A 21,279-nucleotide genomic window follows, 5' to 3' on the forward strand; every position below is an offset into this window, starting at 1 on the left:
ACGGTACTGACCGCGCGGGCGGACGGAGCCGATGTCAACCGCTCGGAGGACCCGGGATCGATCCGTCGTCGCACGGGGTCGCGTCGCCCGGAGGACGATCCGCGGGCGGTCGGTGCGCAGGCTGGTGGCATGTCCGAACGCAACCGTCCCACCGTCCGTCTCCTCGCCGCCGCCGTGGTCGCCGGCTCCGTCGCGGTGCTCGCGACCGGGTGCAGCTTCGTCCAGCAGCAGACGGGCGATGCCTGGTCCGTGACCTACGAGGTCCGCGTCGACCAGCCGAGCGGGGCCGCCCTCACCGACGTGCGGGTCGAGGGTGCCGAGCGGCGCGGCGAAACGCCCGCGGTGCACCGGCTCGACGCGCAGGAGACCGGGTCCTCGGACGGCGAGGGGTCGCGCTGGGAGCACGACGCGATCGTCCTCGCCGAGCAGCGGGCGTCGGTGCGGGCGACGCCGGGCGCCGGGGCCACGGCGACGTGCCGGATCCTGCTCGACGGGAAGCGCGAGATCGCGAGCGAGACGTCGGCGCAGCCGGGCGACGCGGTGCGGTGCTCGGCGGACACCCCGGCCTTCGACTGACGGAGCGTCACGCCCGTCAGCCGGGCAGCGGCCCCGCCAACGACCCGGCCGACACCTCGTGCCCGAGCAACCGCCCCGCCGCCCGCAGCCCGGAGAGCAGCGCCCCGTGCACGGTCGCGGGGTCGTCGCCCCACGTGGCCTCACCGGCGAGCTGCACCCGCCCCGACGGGGTGCCGAGCAGGTCGTGGTCGTCCGGTGACGCCCCCACGTGCAGGTACGAGTACGACCCGCGCGCGAAGGGGTCCGCCGCCCACCGGGTGATCCGCACGCCGTCCGGCTCCGGGACCGTGGGCCCGAACATCCGGCGCAGCGCCTCGACCGCCTCGTCGACGACCAGGGCATCGGGTAGCGACTCGATCCGCCGCGCGCCGGCACCGCCCACGAGCGCCGCGAGCACCGGTTCGCCGGTCACCCGGGACATGTCGTACCAGGAGTGCCAGTCGACTCCGGCCGGCCCCTGCTGGCGGACCACCCACGACTCGCCCCAGAACCGGGACGGGAACCGCAGGAACACCTTGTCGTAGACGCCCATCCCGAGTCGGCCCATCGCGTCGAGCACCGCGGGCTCGAGCGGTGGCTCGAACGTGATCGCGCCGGCCTGCAGCACGCCGAGGGGCGCCGTGACGACGACCTCCGCAGCGGACACGGTCGTCCCGTCGGCGAGCCCGACGACGACGCCCGAGGACGACGAGCGCACGGCGGCGACGACGGAGGACAGGCGGACGTCGAGCCCGGCCGCCAGGGCGTGCGCGTACTGGGCGTAGCCGCCGGGGAACACCACCTCGTCGCCGGCGACGTGCTCCTCGTCGAGCCCGTGCGCGTCGAGCACGGTGACCGGGGCGCCGCAGAGGTCCTCGGAGCGGTGCGCCGTGTACTCGCGGATCCGCGCGGCCCGGTCGCCCTGCCACTGCAGGGACCGCAGCGCGGTGTCGACGGCGGACGCGTAGGTCGCCGGCGGCGGGGCGTCGGCGACCACCGCGGCGAGGGCCGCGTCGACGGTGTGCAGGTCCGCGACGAACGACGCGGCCTCGGGCGCGGTCAACCGCCGTCCGGACGGGGCGTGCCAGCCGATCGGCCGCCCGTCGAACTGGAAGCTGCCGACGGTGAACTCGACGGTCTCGATCCCGAACGCGGACGCCAGGGACCAGAGCGGGTTGCCTTCGATGCCGTGGATCCACGAGGCGCCGAGGTCGACCGGCACCCCGATCTCGTCGTCGGTCCAGGTGCGGCCACCGATGCGGTCGCGGGCCTCGAGCACGACGACGCGCTGCCCGCCCTGCACGAGCGCTCGAGCTGCGGCGAGCCCGGCGACCCCGGCCCCCACGACGACGACGTCGGCATCGAGTGCAGCCATCAGTGTCCTCCGGTCAGCGGTGTCATCAGGCGGGCGGCGAGGCTCGGCCGCCCGGTCAGTGCTTCCTCGCGGTCGGCCAGGTCGGTGGCCACGAGCCCGGCGTTCGCCCCGAGGAACCGCAGCGGCTCCGGCTCCCAGTCCGGCGACCGGTGGTTCACCCACGGCAGCGCGGTCAGCGGCGAGGACACACCCCGCACGAGGTCGGCGAGCGTCCGTCCGGCGAGGTTCGTCGTGGACAGGCCGTCGCCGACGTAGCCGCCGGCGGTCCCGACGTGGCCGTCCCAGGTGACCGAGGCGCACCAGTCACGGGGCACCCCGAGGGGTCCGCCCCACGTGTGGGTGACCGGGGCGTCGGCGACGGCGGGGAACAGCTCGACCAGGGACCGCCGCAGGTGCTCGAACACGCGCGGTACCCGGTCGTAGCCGGGGGTGATCGCGGACCCCCAGTGGTAGCGGGCTCCGCGTCCGCCGAACGCCAGTCGGTCGTCTGCCGTGCGCTGCCCGTACACGAGCAGGTGCCGGTAGTCGGAGAACGTCTGCCCGTGCTCGAGCCCGACGCGGTCCCACACCGCCGCGGGCAACGGTGCCGTCGCGATCATGAGCGAGTACAGCGGCAGGATGCGCCGCTTCGTCTGCTCGAGCTGCGCGCCGTAGCCCTCGACCGCGATGACCACGGCACCGGCCGTGACGGTCCCACGCGACGTGACCACGCGCCCGCGATCCCAGGACGAGGCGGGCGTGTGCTCCGCGATCCGGACGCCCCGCGCCTCCAGGGCCGCCGCCAGGCCGCGCACCAGCGCTGCGGGCTGGACCCGCGCGCAGTCCGGCGTCCACGCGACACCGGCCGATCCGGCGGCATCGCCGGGGCGTGCGTCGCGGTACGTCATGTCGTCGCCCCACGCGGCCGAGGCGGCGACCTCGTCGCGGGCCGCGCGTTCCTGCACGGCGGAGCGCGCGTAGAGGACGGTGCCGCCCTTGACGTAGTCGCAATCGACTCCGGCCTCGGACGCTGCGCGCCCGACCTCGTCGACGGTGTCGCGCATCGCCCGACGCAGGGCGAGGGCCGCGTCGCGGCCGTGCTCGCGGGCGATCGCCTCGGCGGACCGCGGGAACAGTGCGGAGCACCAGCCGCCGTTGCGTCCGGACGCGCCGAAGCCCGCGATCTCGCGTTCCACGACGACGACCTGGAGGCGCGGGTCGGCCTGGTGCAGGTACCACGCGGTCCAGAGACCCGTCAGTCCACCGCCGACGATGCAGACGTCCGCGGTGGTGTCGCCGTCGAGCGGCGGGCGGGGCGTCAGGTCGTCGCGGCCGCTCGTGACGAGCGCGTCGAGCCAGAACGAGACGCCCCGGTAGCCGGTCACGGTCAGATCTTCGTCCAGGCCTCGGACAGGACGCTCCGCAGGATCGAGGTCATCTCGCGGAACTCCGGCTGCCCGATGGTGAGCGGCGGCGCGAGCTGCACGACGGGGTCGCCGCGGTCGTCGGCACGGCAGTACAGCCCGGCGTCGAACAGCGCCTTCGACAGGAACCCGCGGAGCAGGCGCTCTGACTCGGCGTCGTCGAAGGTCGTCTTGGTGGCCTTGTCCTTCACGAGCTCGATGCCGTAGAAGTACCCGTCACCACGGACGTCCCCGACGATGGGCAGGTCGCGCAGCGTGTCGAGCTCGGCCTTGAAGAGCGGGGCGTTCTGCTGGACGTTCTGCAGGAGCCCCTCTTCCTCGAAGATGTCGAGGTTCTCCATCGCGACGGCGGCGGAGACCGGGTGCCCGCCGAACGTGTAGCCGTGGTAGAAGGTCGTGTCGCCCGTGGAGAACGGCTCGAAGAGCTTGTCGCTGATGATCGTCGCGCCGATGGGGGAGTAGCCCGAGGTCATCGCCTTCGCGCACGTGATCATGTCCGGCACGAAGCCGTAGGTGTCGCACGCGAACATGGTGCCGATCCGGCCGAACGCGCAGATCACCTCGTCGGAGACCAGCAGCACGTCGTACTCGTCGCAGATCTCGCGGACCCGCTGGAAGTACCCGGGCGGCGGGGTGAAGCAGCCGCCGGAGTTCTGCACCGGCTCGAGGAAGACCGCGGCGACGGTGTCCGGGCCCTCGAACTCGATCATCTCGCGGATGCGCTCGGCCGCCCAGAAGCCGAACTCCTCCTCGCTCTCGCCGGCGAAGCCCATCTCGGCGGCGCGGTAGTAGTTGGTGTTCGGCACGCGGAAGCCACCCGGCGCGAGCGGCTCGAACATCTGCTTCATCGCCGGGATGCCCGTGATGGCGAGTGCTCCCTGCGGGGTGCCGTGGTACGCGACCGCGCGGGAGATCACCTTGTGCTTCATCGGCTTGCCGCGGAGCTTCCAGTAGTACTTCGCGAGCTTGAACGCGGTCTCGACGGCCTCGCCGCCGCCGGTCGAGAAGAACACCTTGTTGAGGTCGCCGGGGGCGTGGTCGGCCAACCGGTCCGCGAGCTCGATCGCCGCGGGGTGCGCGTACGACCAGATCGGGAAGAACGACAGCGTCTCGGCCTGCTTGGCGGCCATCTCGGCCAGGCGCTTCCGGCCGTGGCCCGCGGCGACGACGAACAGGCCGGAGAGCCCGTCGATGTACTCCTTGCCGTGGCTGTCGTAGACGTGGTGCCCCTCGCCGCGGACCATGATCGGCACGTCGGCACCGGCCTGGTTCGCGCCGTGCCGGGCGAAGTGCATCCACAGGTGGTCGCGCGACTTCTGCTGCAGCGCGGCGTCGTCCACCGGTGCGAACGGTTCGTACGAGCCGAGACGGGTGGTGGGTCGTTCGGAGATGGTCATCGCGTTCCCCAGTCGTAGAGCTGTTTGCGGAGTTGCAGGTAGACGAAGGTCTCGGTGCCGGCGACGCCCGGGATCGCCCGGATCGTGCCGTTCAGGAGTTCGATCAGGTCGTCGTCGTCCTCGCAGACGACCTCGACCATGAGGTCGAAGCTCCCGGCGGTCATGACGAGGTAGTCGACCGCCGGGAGCCGTTCGAGTTCGTCGGCGACGGTTCGGGTGTCGCCGCTGACCCGGATGCCGATCATCGCCTGGCGGTGGAACCCGAGTTGCAGGGGGTCCGTCACCGCGACGATCTGCATGACGCCGGTCTCGGTCAGCTTCTGGACGCGCTGCCGGACCGCCGCTTCGCTGAGACCGACCGCCTTGCCGATCTCGCCGTACGGACGGCGCCCGTCCGCCTGGAGTTGTTCGATGATCCGCTTCGAGGTGTCGTCGATCGGTCCCGGACGTCGTGGTGCTGCCGCCATGCCGGACAGCATTGCAGCGCCATCGCCCAGAAAGCAAGGGAATCCGTTGTGAACACCGTGTTTCACGACGATTTCCGTTGTTACAAGTCTTCCGAACCGGCTTTTTCCGTGCCAGTATCGCCGCCATGCGGGAGACCACGAAGACGAGCGAGGTCCGGAACTTCATCGGGGGCGCGTCCGTCGAGGTCCGTGCCGACGCGGCCTTCAACCTGATCGACCCGACCGACGAGCACGTCTACGGCACGTCGCCGGTGTCCAGTGCCGCCGACGTCGACGCGGCCTTCCGTGCGGCGAGCACCGCGTTCGGGACGTGGGGCCGCACCACACCGGCGGAACGACAGCTCGCGCTCTTCCGGATCGCCGACGCGATGGAGCAGCGGGCGGAGGAGTTCGCCGACCTCGAGTCGCTCGACACCGGGAAGCCCCGCGCCACCCTCGTCGAGGACGAGATCCTGCTCTCCGTCGACCAGATCCGCTTCTTCGCCGGCGCCGCCCGGAACCTCGAGGGGCGGAGCGCCGGCGAGTACATGACCGACCACACGTCGTTCGTCCGGCGCGAGCCGATCGGTGTCGTCGCCCAGGTCACCCCGTGGAACTACCCGCTCAACATGGCGGTGTGGAAGTTCGCGCCGGCGCTCGCCGCGGGGAACACGACCGTGCTCAAGCCGAGCGACACCACCCCGCTGTCGACCCTGCTGCTGGCCGAGGTCGCCGCCGAGTTCCTGCCGCCGGGCGTGCTCAACGTCGTCGTGGGGGACCGGACGACCGGTGCCGCGATGATCGACCACCCCACACCACAGCTCGTGTCGATCACCGGCTCCGTCCGCGCCGGCATCGAGGTCGCCCGCGCCGCCGCCGGTGACCTCAAGCGGACCCACCTCGAACTCGGTGGCAAGGCACCGGTGATCGTGTTCGACGACGCCGACGTCCCCGCCGCCGTGGCCGGCATCGTCGCCGCCGGCTTCTTCAACGCCGGGCAGGACTGCACCGCCGCCACCCGCCTGCTCGTGCAGGACGGCATCCACGACGAGTTCGTGGCGGCGCTCGCCGAGGCGGCGCGGATCGACGCGCAGACCGGCCCGGACGCGCCGACCCCGTACTTCGGCCCGGTGAACAACGCGGCCCAGCTCGCCCAGGTCCGGTCGTTCATCGACACCCTCCCCGACCACGCGTCGATCGAGCTCGGCGGCCACCGCCTGGGCGACCGCGGCTTCCACCACGAGGCGACGATCGTCTCCGGGCTCCGGCAGGACGACCGCGCGGTGCAGCAGGAGATCTTCGGCCCGGTGCAGACCGTCCAGCGTTTCTCGACCGAGCAGCAGGCCCTCGCGTGGGCGAACGGCGTCGAGTACGGCCTGGCGAGCTCGGTGTGGACGACGGACCACGCGCGGGCGATGCGCTTCGCCCGCGACCTCGACTTCGGGTGCGTGTGGATCAACACCCACATCCCGATCGTCGCCGAGATGCCGCACGGCGGCTTCAAGCACTCCGGCTACGGCAAGGACCTGTCCCAGTACGGGTTCGACGACTACACCCGCATCAAGCACGTCATGTCCTACATCGGCTGAGCCCGAACCCGACCCCGAGCAGCACGAGCAGCAGGAGGCACCATGGCAATGACCGGCACCTTCGCCGAATCGGGAGCCGATCTCCGGCTCGACCGGATCACCAAGTCCTTCCCCGGCCACACCGCGGTCGACGCCCTCGACCTCACCGTCCCGGCCGGCTCGTTCTTCGCGCTGCTCGGGCCGTCCGGCTGCGGCAAGACGACGACGCTCCGGCTCGTCGCCGGCCTCGAGGAGCCCACGAGCGGCACGATCACGATCGGCGGACGGGACGTCACCGACACGAAGCCGTACCAGCGGCCGGTCAACACGGTGTTCCAGAACTACGCGCTGTTCCCGCACATGAGCGTGCTCGAGAACGTGGCGTTCGGGTTGAAGCGCCGGCGCATCCCGGACCCGATGACGAAGGCGACCGAGGCGTTGCGGCTCGTCGAGCTCGAGGGTTCGGCGTCGAAGCGTCCGGCGCAGCTGTCCGGCGGCATGCAGCAGCGCGTCGCCCTCGCCCGCGCGATCGTGAACCGCCCGGCCCTGCTCCTGCTCGACGAGCCCCTCGGCGCCCTCGACCTCAAGCTGCGGCACCAGATGCAGCTCGAGCTGAAGACGATCCAGGCCGAGGTCGGTCTCACCTTCCTGCACGTCACGCACGACCAGGAGGAGGCGATGACGATGGCCGACACGGTCGCCGTCATGAACGGCGGCCGCATCGAGCAGATGGGCAGCCCGCAGGACCTGTACGAGCTGCCCCGCACGGCGTTCGTCGCGAACTTCCTCGGGCAGTCGAACCTGCTCGAGGGCGAGGTCCGCGGCACCGACGGCGGACTCCTCGTCGTCGCCACCGCGGCCGGCACGATCGCCGTCCCGACCGACCGGGCCGTCGCGACGACCGGACACGTGGTGGTCGGCGTCCGTCCCGAGAAGCTCAAGATCCGCACCGCCGAGCCGGCACCCGAGGCCGGTCGCAACATCCTCGGCCCCGGCCGTGTGGTCGACGTGTCGTTCTCCGGCGTCAGCACCCAGTACCTCGTCGACGTGCCGGGCGCGGGCCGCGTCTCCGTCTTCGCGCAGAACTCCAAGGGCGGACCGCGCATCGCCACCGGTACCGAGGTCTGGCTCACGTGGGGCGTCGACCACGGTTTCGGCCTGGAGGCGCACCCCGCGTCCGACGCGACCGTCACCGCCGGAGCCGACCCGTGCCTCCAGTCCGCGCCCGCCACCGCGGGGGTCGTCGCGTGAGTCCGCGACCGGACCTGGTGCGCGGACTGACGTCCGCACGCGTCAGCCGTCGCGGGTTCCTCGCGGGCGGCGGGGCCGCCGCGGTCGCCGCCCTGCTCGCCGGCTGCAGCATCAAGGGGTCGGCGGCGTCGCTCGCCGAACACCCGGTGGACTGGGAGCGGTTCTGGGCGGACCAGAAGGCGACGAAGCAGCTCAACTTCGCGAACTGGCCGCTCTACATCGACTCCGACCACGGCAAGTCCGAATCCATCCAGCTGTTCGAGCGGGCCACCGGGATCTCGGTCGACTACCAGGCCGTGATCCAGGACAACGCCACGTTCTACGCGACGGTGTCCCCGATCCTCCGCGCGCAGGGGGCCACCGGCTACGACCTCGTCGTGATGACGAACGGCTTCGAGCTGACGCAGATGATCAAGAACGGGTTCGTGTGCGAGCTCGACCACTCGCGGCTGCCGAACTTCGCGGCGAACGCGGGCGACTCCGTGAAGGACCCGACCTACGACCCCGGGAACAAGCACTCGGTCGTGTGGCAGACCGGGTTCACCGGGATCGCCTACAACCCGAAGTACATCGACCGCGAGATCACGTCGTTCCAGGACCTGCTCGACCCGGCGTTCCGGGGCCGCGTCGGGCTGATGAGCGACAACACCGAGCTCGGGTCCCTCGGGCTGCTCGCGAACGGCATCGCCCCGGAGACCTCGACCCCCGCGGACTGGCGGACGGCCCAGGACTGGCTGCGGAAGCTCCGCCCGAGCGTCACCGGGTTCTACGACCAGAGCTACATCAACAAGCTCGAGAACGGTGACACCTGGATCACCCAGGCGTGGTCCGGCGACGTGTTCCAGGCGCAGCAGTCCGGGTTCGAGCACCTGCGGTTCGTCACGCCCGAGGAAGGCCAGATGATGTGGCACGACAACCTCATGATCCCCCGGCAGGCGGCGAACCCGGTGTCGGCCCTGGAGTGGATGGACTTCTACTACACGCCGAAGATCGCCGGCATCGTCGAGGACTACGTCAACTACGTCTGCCCCGTGCCCGCCGCGGAGGACTACGTCCGGGACGAGCTGGACGACCCCACCGTGGCGGACAGCCCGCTGGTGTTCCCGTCGTCCGAGGTGCTCGACAAGTCGCACGAGTTCCGGGTGTTCGAGAACTACGACGAGTACTCCGAGTGGAACGGCATCTTCAACGCGGTGGTGCAGTCGTGAGCGCCGTCGGGACGGCCGGGACCGCCGGTCTCGGGGCCGGACCGGGACCCGCGCCCGTGCGGCACGGTCGTCGCCTGCGGGTGCCGTTCCTGCTCGCCGTCGTCGGCACCGCGTACCTGGCCGTGTTCTTCGTCATCCCGCTCGTGTCGGGACTCATCGTCTCGCTCATGTCGGGCAACCCGGACGACGGCTACACGTTCACGTGGAACTGGGGGATCTACGGCTCCCTGTTCATCGACCCGCAGGTGCCGTACCTGACGTTCCTCGGCCGGTCGCTCTGGTACGGCGCGGCCGCGACCGTCGTGACGATCATCGTCGGGTACCCGGTGGCGTACTTCATCGCGTTCCGGGTGTCGCCACGGTGGAAGAACCCGCTCCTCATGCTCGTGTTCGTGAGCTTCCTCGTGTCGTTCGTCATCCGCACCGACATGTGGGCGTTCGTGCTCGCCTCGCAGGGGCCGGTCGTCACGGCGCTGCAGGCGATCGGCCTGGCCGGCAAGGACTTCCACATCCTCGGGACCGGTGGCGCGGTGATCTTCGGCGACGCCTACAACGACCTGGCGTTCATGGTGCTGCCGATCTACGCCGCGCTCGAACGCATCGACCCCCGACTCGGCGAGGCGGCGAACGACCTCTACGCCGGCAAGGTCCGGGCGTTCTGGCACACCACGCTGCCGCTGTCCCGCTCGGGCATCTTCGCCGGTGTCCTGCTCGTCTTCATCGACAGCGTGGGCGACCCGGTGAACTCGGCGCTCCTGGGCGGCACGAACACGTACACGATCGGGCAGGCGATCCAGGACGCCTACTCCGGCAACCAGCAGTACAACGTCGCCGCGGCGCTCTCGACCGTGCTCATGGTCGTGCTCGGCATCATCCTGTTCATCTACGCCCGCGTCTCCGGCACCGACGACCTCGAGGACCTCGTATGACCGCCGTCGCACCGCCCCGCGCCACCGCACCCGCCGCACCCGCCACCGGGACGGCCGCGCGCCGACCCGGCCGGCACGGGGTGAGCCGCCGCGGGCCGTGGCTCGCGATCGTGTACTGGGTCACCATCGCGATCACCCTCGTGCCGATCGTCTACATGATCGTGTACTCGTTCAACGACGCCCCGACGAACCGGCTGTCGTTCGCGTGGAACGGGTTCACGACCTACTGGTACGCGAACCTCGTGAACGTCTCCGGCCTCGGACAGGCGTTCGTCACCTCGGTCGTCATCGCTTTCCTCGCCGCGATCATCTCGGTCGCGATCGGCCTGCCGCTGGCCCTGGCGCTCGAGCGCTACCGGTTCCCCGGGCGCGGTGCCGTGAACGCCGTCGTGTTCGCGGACATCGCGGCGCCGTCGATCGTCGTCGGGTCCGCGTCGCTGTCGTTCTTCCTGTCGGTCGGTCTCGGCACCGGGTTCCTGACGATCCTGCTCACGCACGTGGCGTTCGACGTCGCCTACGTCGTCGTGGTGCTCCGGGCGCGGATCGCGGGGACGTCACGGGCGCTCGAGGAGGCCGCGGGGGACCTCGGCGCGACGCCGCTGCAGGCGTTCCGGCTCGTGACCCTGCCGTTGCTCGCGCCGGGCATGCTGGCCGCGGGGTTGCTCGCGCTGGCGATGTCGATCGACGACTACGTGATCACCTCGTTCGTCGCCGGGCCCTCGGTCACGTTCCCGCTGTTCGTGTACGGCGCCGCCAAGGCCGGGATGCCGCCGCAGGTGCTGTGCTTCGGCACGCTCGTGTTCGCGGTGGGGCTGCTCGTGGCGCTGCTGAACGGGGCGCTGAACCGGCGGTTGGCGCGCACCCGCGGTTGAGTGGAGCGTCCCGCACCGGTCTGCACCGCTGCGGGACGCCCTGTCTCAGCCCTTCCGCCACAGGTCGTGCAGGAGCCTGGCCACGGTCACGAGCAAGCTCGCGATCCCCAGCCAGGGAACCTGACGCCTGGGCTTGGATCCGTCGTCGTGCGACATCGATCCCACCTCCGGGTGTCGGCGCCGGCGGACACGAGGAGCGGGCCGGGACGGGCGTGCAGTGGGACCCCGGTCCCGCTACACTGATCCCGAGCGTTCAGACTCGGGAACGGCTTGTGCCCGTCCCGGCTTTCCACTCGGAGAGCACCCAGAAGCCCATCACCGTTGGCGCGGTGGTGGGCTTCACGCTTGCCCCAGGGGTGCAGTCCGGCTGTGCGACACCCCCGCACCGATCCTACGTGGTATTCCAGTATCAGCCAGGAGGGTCGGGGGATGGACGTCATCGAGGTCGACGAGCGCGACAGCACGTGGGAGGACCCGCGCCCGCGCTTCCGCGTGTACGTCCAGCGCCCCGACGGCGACGTGTTCGCGACGGAGACGACCGACCTGCTCGAGGCCGACGTCCTGCAGGCCGTCGACTGGGCCCAGCGCCGCGCCGCCGAGCACGATGGCGCGCTCTGGTCGATCGCACTCGTCTCCGACGACCGGCGCGGGTTGCGTGGGCTCACCTGGCTCGTGGGCTCGGACGCGAACGACCCTCCGGAGGACGACCTCGACGTCGACCGCCGTGCGCGCATGCGTGCGCGCCGGGCGGATCCGGTCGTGGTGCCGATCGAGGACCGGGCACCCGCCGACGACTGACCGTCACCGATGACGGACGGGAGGCGCGGTGCGAGCCCGCACCGCGCCTCCCGCCCCTCGGCTCGCGCGTCAGGCGACGGCGGTCGCGGCCTGCTCGCGGTCGGCGGAGGCGTCGTCGCGGAGCAGCCGGTCGGCGGTGCGCAGCGACAGCGCCATGATCGTCAGCGCCGGGTTCGCGATGAGGGAGCTCGGGAACACCGAGTTGTCCACGACCCACAGGTTCGGCACGTCCCACGACCGGCCGGCGGCGTCCACGACCGAGTTCCCCGCGTCGGTGCCCATCCGCGCTGTGCCGACGGTGTGCGCCGTGCGGTCGAGGACCCGGACGTCCGTGCCGCCCGCTGCCTCGACGATCGCGGTCATCGTGCGGACCGCGTGGCGGGTGATCGCTTCCTCGTTCGACCCGGGCGAGAACGTGACGCGGGCCTTCGGCACCCCGTTCGCGTCGACCTCGTCCGCGAGGACGAGCCGGTTGTCGTCGTACGGCAGGCACTCGGCGTTGATGCCGACGCCGGCCATGCGCGGGTAGTCCTGCAGCGCCCGGACGAGCGCGGCACCGCGGAGCCCACCGCCCCGCACGAGCGAGGTGGCGAGCGTCAGCGGCTGCACGCCGAGGCTCTGGATCAGGTAGCCGCCCGCGAAGTCCGCGTCGGCGGGGCGGACGAAGTCCTCGGTGATGATCGACGACGGGTACCCGCGGTAGGACCGCATCGACTCGTCGAAGGTCGCCCAGACCTGGGTGGCCCCGTGCGCGGTGAAGTTCCGGCCGACCTGGCCGCTGCTGTTCGCGATCCCGGTGTGCAGCAGCAGGCGCGGGGTCTCGATGCCACCCGCGGCGAGGACGAGCGTGCGGCAGCGCTGCCGGTGGTCGCGGCCGTCCTGGCGGTAGACGACGGCCTCGACCCGGCCCCGGGCGTCGAGCTCGATGCCGTGCACGAACGCCTCGGCGCGGATCTCCGCACCGAACGCGACGGCCGCGGGCAGGTAGGTGGTGTCCATCGACACCTTCGCGCCGTTCCGACAGCCCTGGTGGCAGGAACCGCAGGACACGCAGGCCTGGCGGAGCCCGTGGTGCTCCTGGTGCCGGTCCTCGGTGGTGAGGCCGACGGGGGCGTCCGTGGCGGTGATGCCCACGGCGGCCGCACCCCGGATCATCATGTCCGACGAGGCGTTCCGCGGCGGCGGGCCCATGCGGTAGCGGCGCTCCGGGTCCCACGGGTAGTGCGCGGGTCCGGCGACGCCGACGTCGTGCTCGGCCTGCTCGATCCAGCGGGTGAGCTCGGCGTGGTCGATCGGCCAGTCCTCGCCCTGCCCGGAGTCGGTGCGGAGCCGGATGTCGTGCTGGTTCGGCCGCGGTGTGAACGCGCCCCAGTGCAGGGTCGAGCCGCCGACGCCGGTGCCGCTGTTGTTCGGGCCGAAGGCGGTCGGGGCGCTGCCGCCGCTGATCCGCTCGTCCATCCAGTTGATGTCCCCGGGCGCCTCGACCTCGTCGGGGGTGTACTGCTCCGGGTCGGTGTTCGGGCCGGCCTCGAGCGCGACGACGCTGAGGCCTCGGCGGGCGAGGGTCGCGAGCAGCGGTGCGCCGCCCGCGCCGGTCCCGACGACGACGACGTCGACGACCTCGTCCTCGCTGTGGTGGCGCTGGTGGTCGAGTCTCATCGTCCGGCTCCCGTCGGTTCCCATGCTTCGCGCTCGCCGGCTCCGAGGAGCAGGAAGCCCTGTTTGCGCAGCCCGTCGCCGCCGTTGGCGAAGCCGTCGTAGTCGATCGCGGCCATCGTCGCGGGGTGCGCCATCCACTGCTTGGCGAGGTCGACGCTGGCGTCCTCGAGCCACGCTCGCAGCTGCGAACCGTCGAGCGGACCCGTCGTCGGTGTGTACTCGCCCGCGGCGACCGCGTCGAGCACCCCGGCGAGGTGCTCGTCGCCCTGCGCGGCTTCGCTGCGGAGTGCGTCGAGTCCGGCACGGTAGGCCTCGACGTCGGCGGGCAGGCCGTCCGGTCGCCAGCCGTCGCCGAGTTCGTCGGCGAGCTGGTCGTCGACGCGGAGTGCGAGGTCGAGGTGGCGGTCGCCCGGCTGCGGGACGACGACGCGGGCCACGGCGCGCAACGTGTCGAGCTGCTCGCGGGTGAGGGCACGCGGTTCGCGGTCCGGGGCGTCGGGGAGCGCTCGGACGGTGAGGATGCCGCGGGTCCGTGCGCTCACGCGGGGTGAGGCGATGACGCGGGCGGTCTCGGCGGGGACGAGCGGACCGTGGTCGACCCGACGGTGCCAGAAGTCGCGGATGCGGTCGGCGACGGCGTCGGGCTGCTCCCACGGCAGCAGGTGCGCGGCGTCCGGCACCGCGTCGAACTCGCCCGCGGTCCAGTGCGGCAGGTTCAGCGTCCGCTGGGCCTCGGGGCCGAGGTCGCCGTCCTCGGCGCCGGCCAGCACCAGGGCGGGGACCGGGTTCGGCGGGAAGACGGTCGACCAGTCCTCGCGGCTGCCGCGGACGAGCCAGTCGGTCCAGGCCTGCGGGACCGCGCGTTCGACGTCGTGCACCGCGATCGCGTGCGGCTCCGGGTCGAGGCGGGACGCGGTGTTGGCGTCGACGAACGCATCGGCCTCGTCGGGGCCGATCTCGCCGTCCGACGCCCAGTCGAGCATGGTCTGCCGGCGCTCCTCGTCCATCGGCTCGGGGGAGAGCGGCGATGCGGCGAGCAGCACCACGGCGCGCAGGCCGAACAGGCCGTTGCTGCCGTCGACGGTGCGCGAGGCGACGACGGACGCCACCTTCCCGCCCATCGAGTGCCCGATCAGCGCCCAGTCGGTGGCACCGCTCCGGCCGATCGCACGTTCGACGAGCACGACCATCTCCTCGACGGTGGTGCCGGTCGCCGCCGTGCTGGTGCCGAACCCGGGCAGGTCGATCCCGACCAGGTCGAGCGTCCCGGCGAGGCGGGACCGCAGCCCGACGAACTCCTCGGAACTCGATCCGAGGGCGTGCAGGCAGAACACGGTGGTGGGCATCCTTCGTTCCTACGTGCCGCGGCGCCGGCGCTCCCAGCGGGGTGTACCCCGTGCGGCATTGTTTCGAGCATGCGACGATCTGCCGTCGGGCGGGGCCTTCCACAAGGTGCGGCGATAGGTTCGGCCCATGAGTGCAGAGCTGACGCTCGGCGCCGAGGAAGAACTGCACCTCATCGACCTCGATTCCGGACGACTTTCCGCGAAGGCCCCGCGCCTTCTGCCCAAACTGCCCGCCGACCGGTTCGGCGCTGAACTCCAGCGCACGACCATCGAGACGAACACCCCCGTGGTGCGCACCCTCGACGACCTGAGACGGGTGATCGTCGACCTGCGCAGCGAGCTGAGCGCCGCGATCGCCCCCGCCGGGGTCACGATCGCCGCCGCCGGCACCGCGCCGCGGTCGGAGTACGCCGACTTCGAGCTGACCTCCGGTGGACGGTACGGCCGCATGCAGGAGCAGTACCGGATGCTCGTCGACGAACAGCTCATCTGCGGCCTGCAGGTGCACGTCGGTGTGAGCGACCGCGACCTGGCGGTGCAGATCGCCCAGCGGGTGGCCCCGGTGCTGCCGGTGCTGCTGGCGCTCAGCGCGTCGAGTCCGTTCTGGAACGGGCAGGACACCGGCTACTCGTCGTTCCGCAGCATCATCTGGCAGCGCTGGCCCTCGGCGGGCAGCTTCGGGCGTGTCAAGGACGCCGCCGAGTACGACGCGATGCTCGACGACCTCATCGCGTCCGGGGTGATCGCCGACAAGAAGATGGCCTACTTCGACGTGCGGCCGTCCTCGCACGCCCCGACGCTCGAGCTCCGGGTGTGCGACGCGACGCCGATCGTGGACGACGCCGTGCTCATCGCCGGGTTGTTCCGCGCCGCCGTCCGCAAGGCGGAGAAGGCGGTCGAGTCCGGAGCCGAGTGGCGACCGCGCAGCGAGCCCCTGCACCGGGCGGCGATGTGGCAGGCCGCCCGTGGTGGCCTGACCGGCGAACTGCTCGGGCTCGGGCAGCACCCGGAGCGGCTGCCCGCCGAGACCGCCGTCCGCCAGCTCGTCTCACGGCTCCGTCCGGAGCTCGAGGAGCTCGGCGACTGGGGCACGGTGGCGGAGCTCGTCGAGGACACCCTCGCCCGCGGGAACTCCACGGACCGGCAGCGCACCGCGTACGCCGAGCGCGGCGAGCTCGACGACGTCGTGGCCTCGGTCGTCGAGGACACCGCCGGGACGCCCTCCGGCCGCACCGAGCACCCGACCGTGACGCTGCCGTCGTACCGCGTCCGCGCCGGTGACGAGGCCGTCGGACCGGGAGCCCGGCCCCGCCCCGCGTTCCGCGACCTCGCGGTGTTCTTCCGCGGGTGGGACGCCGAGACCACCATCGAACGCTGCGCCGCCCGCGACACCTGGACCCGCGAGCACGAGGTCGGCTTCGTGGTCGACGGCGGCGTCCAGGCGTTCGGCTGCGACCTCGTCCCGCGGACCGTCAGCGCCTACGAGTGGAGCCAGCTCGCCGCCGGCCTCGGGCAGCGCGCCCGCGCGATCGAGCTGTTCCTCCGCGACGCCTACGGGCCCCGGCGGATAGTGGCGGACGGCGCGATGGACGAGCGCCAGTTCGTCGGGGCCAACGGGTGGGACCCGGCGGCCGCCCGGCTGCCGCAGGACGCCGTGCGTGCGCCCGTGATGGGGTTCGACCTGGTCCGGAACGAGTTCGGCGGGTGGCGCGTGCTCGAGGACAACGTCCGGTCGCCCTCCGGCGTCGCGTACGGCATCGCGCTCCGCGAGCTGATGGACGAGGTGGTGCCGGACGCCCCGCGGCCGGAGCACCTGCTCGACCCGCACGGAGTGGTCGACCGCCTCCGCGACACGCTCCGCACGAACGCGACCGCCGTGACCGGTGAACCGGACCCGGTGATCGCGCTGATCAGCGACGGCCCCGCCGCCGGCGCGTGGTTCGAGCACCGCAGACTGGCCGACGGGGCCGGGTTGCGCCTCCTGGCCGGCTCGGACCTGGACGTCCGCGACGGACACGTCGTCGAGGCGCGGACGGGTGACGTGCTGCACGGGCTGTACCTGCGCATCGACCGCGACGTCAGCGCGCTCGCGGCGGAGCACGCACCGGACCTCGGTGCGCGCATCCTCGACGTCGCCGAGGCCGGCGGTGTGCACCTGGCCAACGCGCCGGGCAACGCGCTCGTCGACGACAAGGCGATGTACGTCACCGTGCCGGACCTCATCTGGTACTACCTCGACGAGAAGCCGCTGCTCGACTCGGTCCCGACGTACCGGACCAGCATCGAGGGCGAGCGGCTCTCCGTGCTCGACCGCGTCGGCGAGCTCGTGACGAAGCCCGTCGACGGCGAGGGCGGTCGGGACGTCCTGATCGGTCCGAGCGCGAGCGCTCCCGAGGTCGCCGAGCGGCGCCGGGCGATCGCCGCGGACCCCGACCGCTGGGTCGGGCAGGAGGTCGTGCAGCTGTCGTCGCACCCGACCATCGGCCCGGCCGGCCTCGACCCCCGGCACGTCGACCTGCGCGCCTTCGTCTACGTCACGGGCACGGGGCCGGACGACACCCACCTCGCCGACGTCGCGCTCACGCGGGTGGCGCCGGAGGGGAGCATGGTCGTGAACTCCTCGCGCGGCGGCGGCGCCAAGGACACCTGGATCACCGGAACGGCAGGGGACAGCTGATGTGCGGACTCGCGGGAGAACTCCGGTTCGACGGGACGGCGCCGGACGTCGCGGCCGTGGCGCGGATGACGGGCTGCCTCGTGCACCGCGGCCCCGACGGCGACGGGCTGTGGGCACGCGGACCGGTCGCGCTCGGGCACCGACGGCTGTCGATCGTCGACCTGTCCACCGCGGGCGCGCAGCCGATGGTGCACCCCCGTGCCGGACTGACCATCGCCTACAACGGCATGGTCTACAACTACCGACAGCTCCGCGACGAGCTGCGCGGCCGGGGCCACGAGTTCTTCTCGACCTCGGACACCGAGGTCATCCTCGCCGCCTACGCCGAGTGGGGCACCCGGTTCGTCGACCACCTGGTCGGGATGTTCGCGATCGCCATCTGGGAGCACGCCAGCGGCCGGCTCGTCCTCGCCCGCGATCGGCTCGGCATCAAGCCGCTCTACGTCGCCGAGGTCCCCGGCGGGGTGCGGTTCGCGAGCTCACTGCCCGCTGTCCTGGCCGGTGGTGGCGTCGACACGAGCATCGACCCGGTCGCCTTCGCGTCGTACATGACCTTCCACTCGATCGTCCCGGCGCCCCGCACGATCCTGTCCGGCGTCGGCAAGCTGCCGCCCGCGACCGTCCGGGTCATCGAGCGCGACGGGACCTCCCGTGACGAGACGTACTGGGCGCCCCGCTTCGAGCGCGACCCGGACAAGGCCGACTGGACCGACCAGGACTGGCAGGAGGCCTTCACCGCGAAGCTCCGCACCGCGGTCGAGCGCCGCATGGTCGCCGACGTGCCGGTCGGCGTCCTGCTCTCCGGCGGGATCGACTCCTCGCTCGTCGTGGCACTGCTCGCCGAGGCCGGGCAGCAGGACCTCGCCACCTTCAGCATCGGCTTCGAGTCGGCCGGTGGCGAGTCCGGTGACGAGTTCGAGTACTCCGACGAGGTCGCGCGCCACTTCGGCACCGACCACCACCGCATCCGCATCCCCTCGTCGCGCCTGCTCGACGGCATCGACGGCGCGATCGGCGCGATGAGCGAGCCGATGGTCAGCCACGACTGCGTCGCCTTCTACCTGCTCTCGGAAGAGGTGTCGCAGCACGTCAAGGTCGTGCAGTCCGGGCAGGGTGCGGACGAGGTGCTCGGCGGTTACAGCTGGTACCCGCCGCTCGCCTCCGTCCCGCGGGACCAGGCTGCCGAGGTCTACCGCTCGGTGTTCATGGACCGCCGGTGGCCGGCACTCCAACCCCTGCTCGGGGAACGCTGGCGGAGCGACGACGACACGCCCTCGGCGTTCGTGGACGCCGCGTTCGCCGTGCCGGGCGCCGAGACCAGCGTCGACGCCGCGCTCCGCAGCGACACGATGACGATGCTCGTCGACGACCCGGTGAAGCGCGTCGACAACATGACGATGGCGTGGGGACTCGAGGCCCGCGTGCCGTTCCTCGACCACGAGTTCGTCGAGTTCGCCGGCGCGATCCCACCCGAGCTCAAGCTCGCGGACGGCGGCAAGGGCGTCATGAAGCGCGCGGCCCGCGGCATCGTCCCCGACGCCGTCATCGACCGGACGAAGGGGTACTTCCCGGTGCCGGCGATCCGGCAGCTCGAGGGCCCGTACCTCGAGCGCGTCCGGCAGGCGCTCCACGCCCCGGAGGCGCGGGAGCGCGGGCTCTTCGATCCGGGTACGGTCGAGCGGATGCTCCAGGACCCGAACAGCACGCGGACCGAGATCGGCGCGAACGCGCTCTGGCAGCTCGGCCTGATCGAGATGTGGCTGCAGCAGCAGGGGGTGCGGTGAGCGGGCCCGCCGTGCGGCCAGGAGGCGCGACCCACCTCGAGCCGTCGGCACGCGCCCGGCAGGCGGCCGACCTGGGCGAGCGCCTCGTCGCGGCCTGGGGATCGTGGGGGCCCACCATGACGCGGAACGCCCGCCGCGTCGCGTTCGTCAGCGACCGGCACGGCACCCCCGAGGTCTTCGTGCAGGACGTCGTCGTCGGCGACGAAGCACCCGAGCCCGTACGGATCCGGCTGTCCGACGACCCCGTGATCCGGGTGACGTGGTCCTCCGACGGGGAGTGGCTCGCCGTGGCCATCGCGACCGACGGCGGCGTGAAGCAGCAGGTCTGGGTGGTCCGACCCGACGGCACCGACGCCGCGCAGATCGCCGGGTCGCGGTACCAGCACGCCGAACTCGGGCCGTGGAGCCGCAGCGGCCACCGGGTCGTCATCACCCTGCCGTCCACCGAGGCCGACCAGCCCGCCCGCTCCTACCTCGTCGACCCCGTCTCCGGCGACCGCGACGACCTCGCGGTGGGGGAGCTCATCCACATCCTCGACCTCAGCGTCGAGGAGCGCCTCGTCGTGCTCCGGGACGGGCAACGCGGCCACGAGTTCGTCGTGGTCGTCGACCGGCTCACCGACGAGAGCCACGCGCTGCTCGCCGACTCGCCGGACGGCTCGGCGGAGATCGCCTTCCTCCGACCGGCACCCGCCAGCGAGACCAGTCCGCTCGTCGCCTACGTCGCCACCGAGGCCGGACTGCCCCGCCGCGGGCTCGTCGCCCAGCCGGTCGGCCCGCACGGCTGGCGCGGTGCACCCCGGCGGATCACCGAGCGCGACGACGCCGAACTGGAGTACCTCGACGCCGACGACGCCGGCCGGACCCTGCTGCTCGTCTGGAACGTCGACGGCCGGAGCGAGCTCGACCTCATCAACACGCACGACGCCTCGCGGACGCCCGTGCCGGACCTGCCCGGGTACGTCGTCACCGACCCGGTCCTCAGCCGCGACGGGCGCAGCGTGCTCCTCGCCGTCGAGGGACCCCTGCGGCCCCGGGAGCTCTGGCGCCTCGACACGAACGCGTTGACCTGGAGCCGGGTCACCGGCGTCCCCGGGCTGCCGGAGGTGCCGCTGGTCGAGCCGACCCTCGAGCGCTTCGCGGCGCGCGACGGACTGGAGATCACCGGCTGGCTGTACCGGGCGGTGGAGCCGGCCACGTCGTCGACCGGTGGTGGTCCCGAGGTCGGTGCCGTGCCTCCCGAGCCGCGCGCAGCGCTCGTCCACCTGCACGGCGGGCCGGAGTCGCAGGAGCGACCCACCTTCTCACCGCAGCACCAGGCGCTCGCCGCCGCCGGCATCACCGTGTTCGCACCGAACATCCGCGGGTCCAGCGGGTACGGACGCGACTTCGTGCACGCGGACGACCTCGGGCTGCGCTGGAACGCGCTCGCCGACGTCGTGGACTGCGCGCGGTTCCTCGTGTCGAACGGGTACGCGGATCGCTCCCGGGTCGCCGTCGAGGGCCGCTCGTACGGCGGGTACGCCACGCTCGCTTCCCTGGCCTTCACCCCCGACGTCTTCGCGGCCGGGGTCGCCGTCTGCGGGATGAGCGACTTCGCGACCTTCTACCGGGACACCGAGCCGTGGATCGCCTCCGCGGCCGCGACGAAGTACGGGCACCCCGTGGACGACGCCGCGCTGCTCGACTCGCTGTCGCCGATGCGGGCGATCGACGACGTCACCGCGCCGCTGCTCGTCGTGCACGGCGAGCTCGACACCAACGTGCCGATCGGTGAGGCGCACCAGGTGGTCGAGGCGCTCACGGCGAGGTCGCACGACGTGGAGTACCTCGAGCTCGCGGGCGAGGGGCACGAGTACCGCCGGGCCACGTCGCGCGCGGAGCTCGTGCGGCGGATGGTGGCGTTCGTGGCGGCGCGGCTGGCGTAGCGCCTGCCGCTGGCCGCCTGCCGCTGGCCGCCGGCCCCCCGGGTGCTGTGTCACGCGGTGCAACGATGTGCGGTCGGTGTCCG

Annotated in this window: 16 protein-coding genes; 10 read left to right on the forward strand and 6 right to left on the reverse strand. The window is 72.2% G+C overall.

What is annotated here, in order from left to right; all coding sequences use genetic code 11:
• Nucleotides 1-129: 129 nt before the first annotated feature.
• Nucleotides 130-576, forward strand: a complete 447-nt coding sequence (locus ACIPKM_RS07420; RefSeq protein WP_402736472.1) for a hypothetical protein — start codon at nucleotides 130-132, stop codon at nucleotides 574-576.
• Nucleotides 577-592: 16 nt separating this feature from the next.
• Here ACIPKM_RS07420 and ACIPKM_RS07425 read toward each other — a convergent pair whose 3' ends face one another.
• Genes ACIPKM_RS07425 through ACIPKM_RS07440 form a run of 4 tightly spaced genes read right to left on the reverse strand, consistent with a single transcriptional unit; the run spans nucleotide 593 to nucleotide 5,209 of the window.
• Nucleotides 593-1,930 carry a flavin monoamine oxidase family protein gene (locus tag ACIPKM_RS07425; RefSeq protein ID WP_402736473.1) on the reverse strand — a complete coding sequence of 446 codons (1,338 nt, stop codon included), beginning with the start codon at nucleotides 1,928-1,930 and terminating at the stop codon, nucleotides 593-595.
• Nucleotides 1,930-3,294, reverse strand: coding sequence for an FAD-binding oxidoreductase (locus ACIPKM_RS07430; protein WP_071302263.1), 1,365 nt, complete (start codon nucleotides 3,292-3,294; stop codon nucleotides 1,930-1,932). The genes ACIPKM_RS07425 and ACIPKM_RS07430 overlap by 1 nt, the downstream gene beginning before the upstream one ends.
• A 2-nt stretch (nucleotides 3,295-3,296) precedes the next feature.
• A complete protein-coding gene (locus tag ACIPKM_RS07435; protein WP_071302262.1) occupies nucleotides 3,297-4,730 on the reverse strand; it encodes an aspartate aminotransferase family protein in 1,434 nt (477 codons plus the stop codon).
• The gene (locus ACIPKM_RS07440; protein WP_070417426.1) at nucleotides 4,727-5,209 is read right to left on the reverse strand and encodes an Lrp/AsnC family transcriptional regulator; all 483 of its coding nucleotides are present in this window, start codon (nucleotides 5,207-5,209) and stop codon (nucleotides 4,727-4,729) included. Before ACIPKM_RS07440 ends, ACIPKM_RS07435 begins: the two co-directional genes overlap by 4 nt.
• Nucleotides 5,210-5,322: 113 nt before the next feature.
• Between ACIPKM_RS07440 and ACIPKM_RS07445 the strand changes: the two genes are divergently transcribed.
• From ACIPKM_RS07445 to ACIPKM_RS07470, 6 genes are all read left to right on the forward strand, one after another.
• On the forward strand, nucleotides 5,323-6,765 hold the full coding sequence (locus ACIPKM_RS07445; RefSeq protein ID WP_402736474.1) for an aminobutyraldehyde dehydrogenase: 1,443 nt from the start codon (nucleotides 5,323-5,325) through the stop codon (nucleotides 6,763-6,765).
• A gap of 42 nt (nucleotides 6,766-6,807) precedes the next feature.
• Nucleotides 6,808-7,995, forward strand: coding sequence for an ABC transporter ATP-binding protein (locus tag ACIPKM_RS07450; protein ID WP_139199240.1), 1,188 nt, complete (start codon nucleotides 6,808-6,810; stop codon nucleotides 7,993-7,995).
• The gene (locus ACIPKM_RS07455; RefSeq protein WP_071302259.1) at nucleotides 7,992-9,203 is read left to right on the forward strand and encodes a PotD/PotF family extracellular solute-binding protein; all 1,212 of its coding nucleotides are present in this window, start codon (nucleotides 7,992-7,994) and stop codon (nucleotides 9,201-9,203) included. The genes ACIPKM_RS07450 and ACIPKM_RS07455 overlap by 4 nt, the downstream gene beginning before the upstream one ends.
• Nucleotides 9,200-10,132 (forward strand): ABC transporter permease, encoded by a 933-nt coding sequence (locus ACIPKM_RS07460; RefSeq protein WP_217637333.1) that lies wholly within the window; start codon nucleotides 9,200-9,202, stop codon nucleotides 10,130-10,132. Before ACIPKM_RS07455 ends, ACIPKM_RS07460 begins: the two co-directional genes overlap by 4 nt.
• A complete protein-coding gene (locus ACIPKM_RS07465; RefSeq protein WP_071302258.1) occupies nucleotides 10,129-11,004 on the forward strand; it encodes an ABC transporter permease in 876 nt (291 codons plus the stop codon). The genes ACIPKM_RS07460 and ACIPKM_RS07465 overlap by 4 nt, the downstream gene beginning before the upstream one ends.
• A 429-nt stretch (nucleotides 11,005-11,433) precedes the next feature.
• Nucleotides 11,434-11,802, forward strand: a complete 369-nt coding sequence (locus ACIPKM_RS07470) for a hypothetical protein (RefSeq protein ID WP_402736475.1) — start codon at nucleotides 11,434-11,436, stop codon at nucleotides 11,800-11,802.
• 69 nt (nucleotides 11,803-11,871) lie between these two features.
• Here ACIPKM_RS07470 and ACIPKM_RS07475 read toward each other — a convergent pair whose 3' ends face one another.
• Both ACIPKM_RS07475 and ACIPKM_RS07480 read right to left on the reverse strand, forming a co-directional pair.
• Nucleotides 11,872-13,461, reverse strand: coding sequence for a GMC family oxidoreductase (locus tag ACIPKM_RS07475; RefSeq protein WP_309887268.1), 1,590 nt, complete (start codon nucleotides 13,459-13,461; stop codon nucleotides 11,872-11,874).
• The gene (locus ACIPKM_RS07480) at nucleotides 13,458-14,807 is read right to left on the reverse strand and encodes an alpha/beta fold hydrolase (RefSeq protein WP_402736476.1); all 1,350 of its coding nucleotides are present in this window, start codon (nucleotides 14,805-14,807) and stop codon (nucleotides 13,458-13,460) included. The genes ACIPKM_RS07475 and ACIPKM_RS07480 overlap by 4 nt, the downstream gene beginning before the upstream one ends.
• A 127-nt stretch (nucleotides 14,808-14,934) precedes the next feature.
• On the opposite strand from ACIPKM_RS07480, the gene ACIPKM_RS07485 reads away from it, so the two are divergent.
• The 3 genes from ACIPKM_RS07485 to ACIPKM_RS07495 are packed head-to-tail and all read left to right on the forward strand — an operon-like array spanning nucleotide 14,935 to nucleotide 21,196.
• Nucleotides 14,935-17,484, forward strand: coding sequence for a carboxylate--amine ligase/circularly permuted type 2 ATP-grasp protein (locus ACIPKM_RS07485; RefSeq protein ID WP_071294263.1), 2,550 nt, complete (start codon nucleotides 14,935-14,937; stop codon nucleotides 17,482-17,484).
• Nucleotides 17,484-19,268: an N-acetylglutaminylglutamine amidotransferase gene (locus ACIPKM_RS07490; protein ID WP_402736477.1), complete on the forward strand. Its 1,785-nt coding sequence runs from the start codon at nucleotides 17,484-17,486 to the stop codon at nucleotides 19,266-19,268. Before ACIPKM_RS07485 ends, ACIPKM_RS07490 begins: the two co-directional genes overlap by 1 nt.
• The gene (locus ACIPKM_RS07495; RefSeq protein ID WP_309777718.1) at nucleotides 19,265-21,196 is read left to right on the forward strand and encodes a prolyl oligopeptidase family serine peptidase; all 1,932 of its coding nucleotides are present in this window, start codon (nucleotides 19,265-19,267) and stop codon (nucleotides 21,194-21,196) included. The genes ACIPKM_RS07490 and ACIPKM_RS07495 overlap by 4 nt, the downstream gene beginning before the upstream one ends.
• Nucleotides 21,197-21,279: the final 83 nt, after the last annotated feature.

Source organism: Curtobacterium sp. NPDC086286 (assembly GCF_044746255.1).
In the GTDB taxonomy this organism is placed as follows: Bacteria; Actinomycetota; Actinomycetes; order Actinomycetales; family Microbacteriaceae; genus Curtobacterium.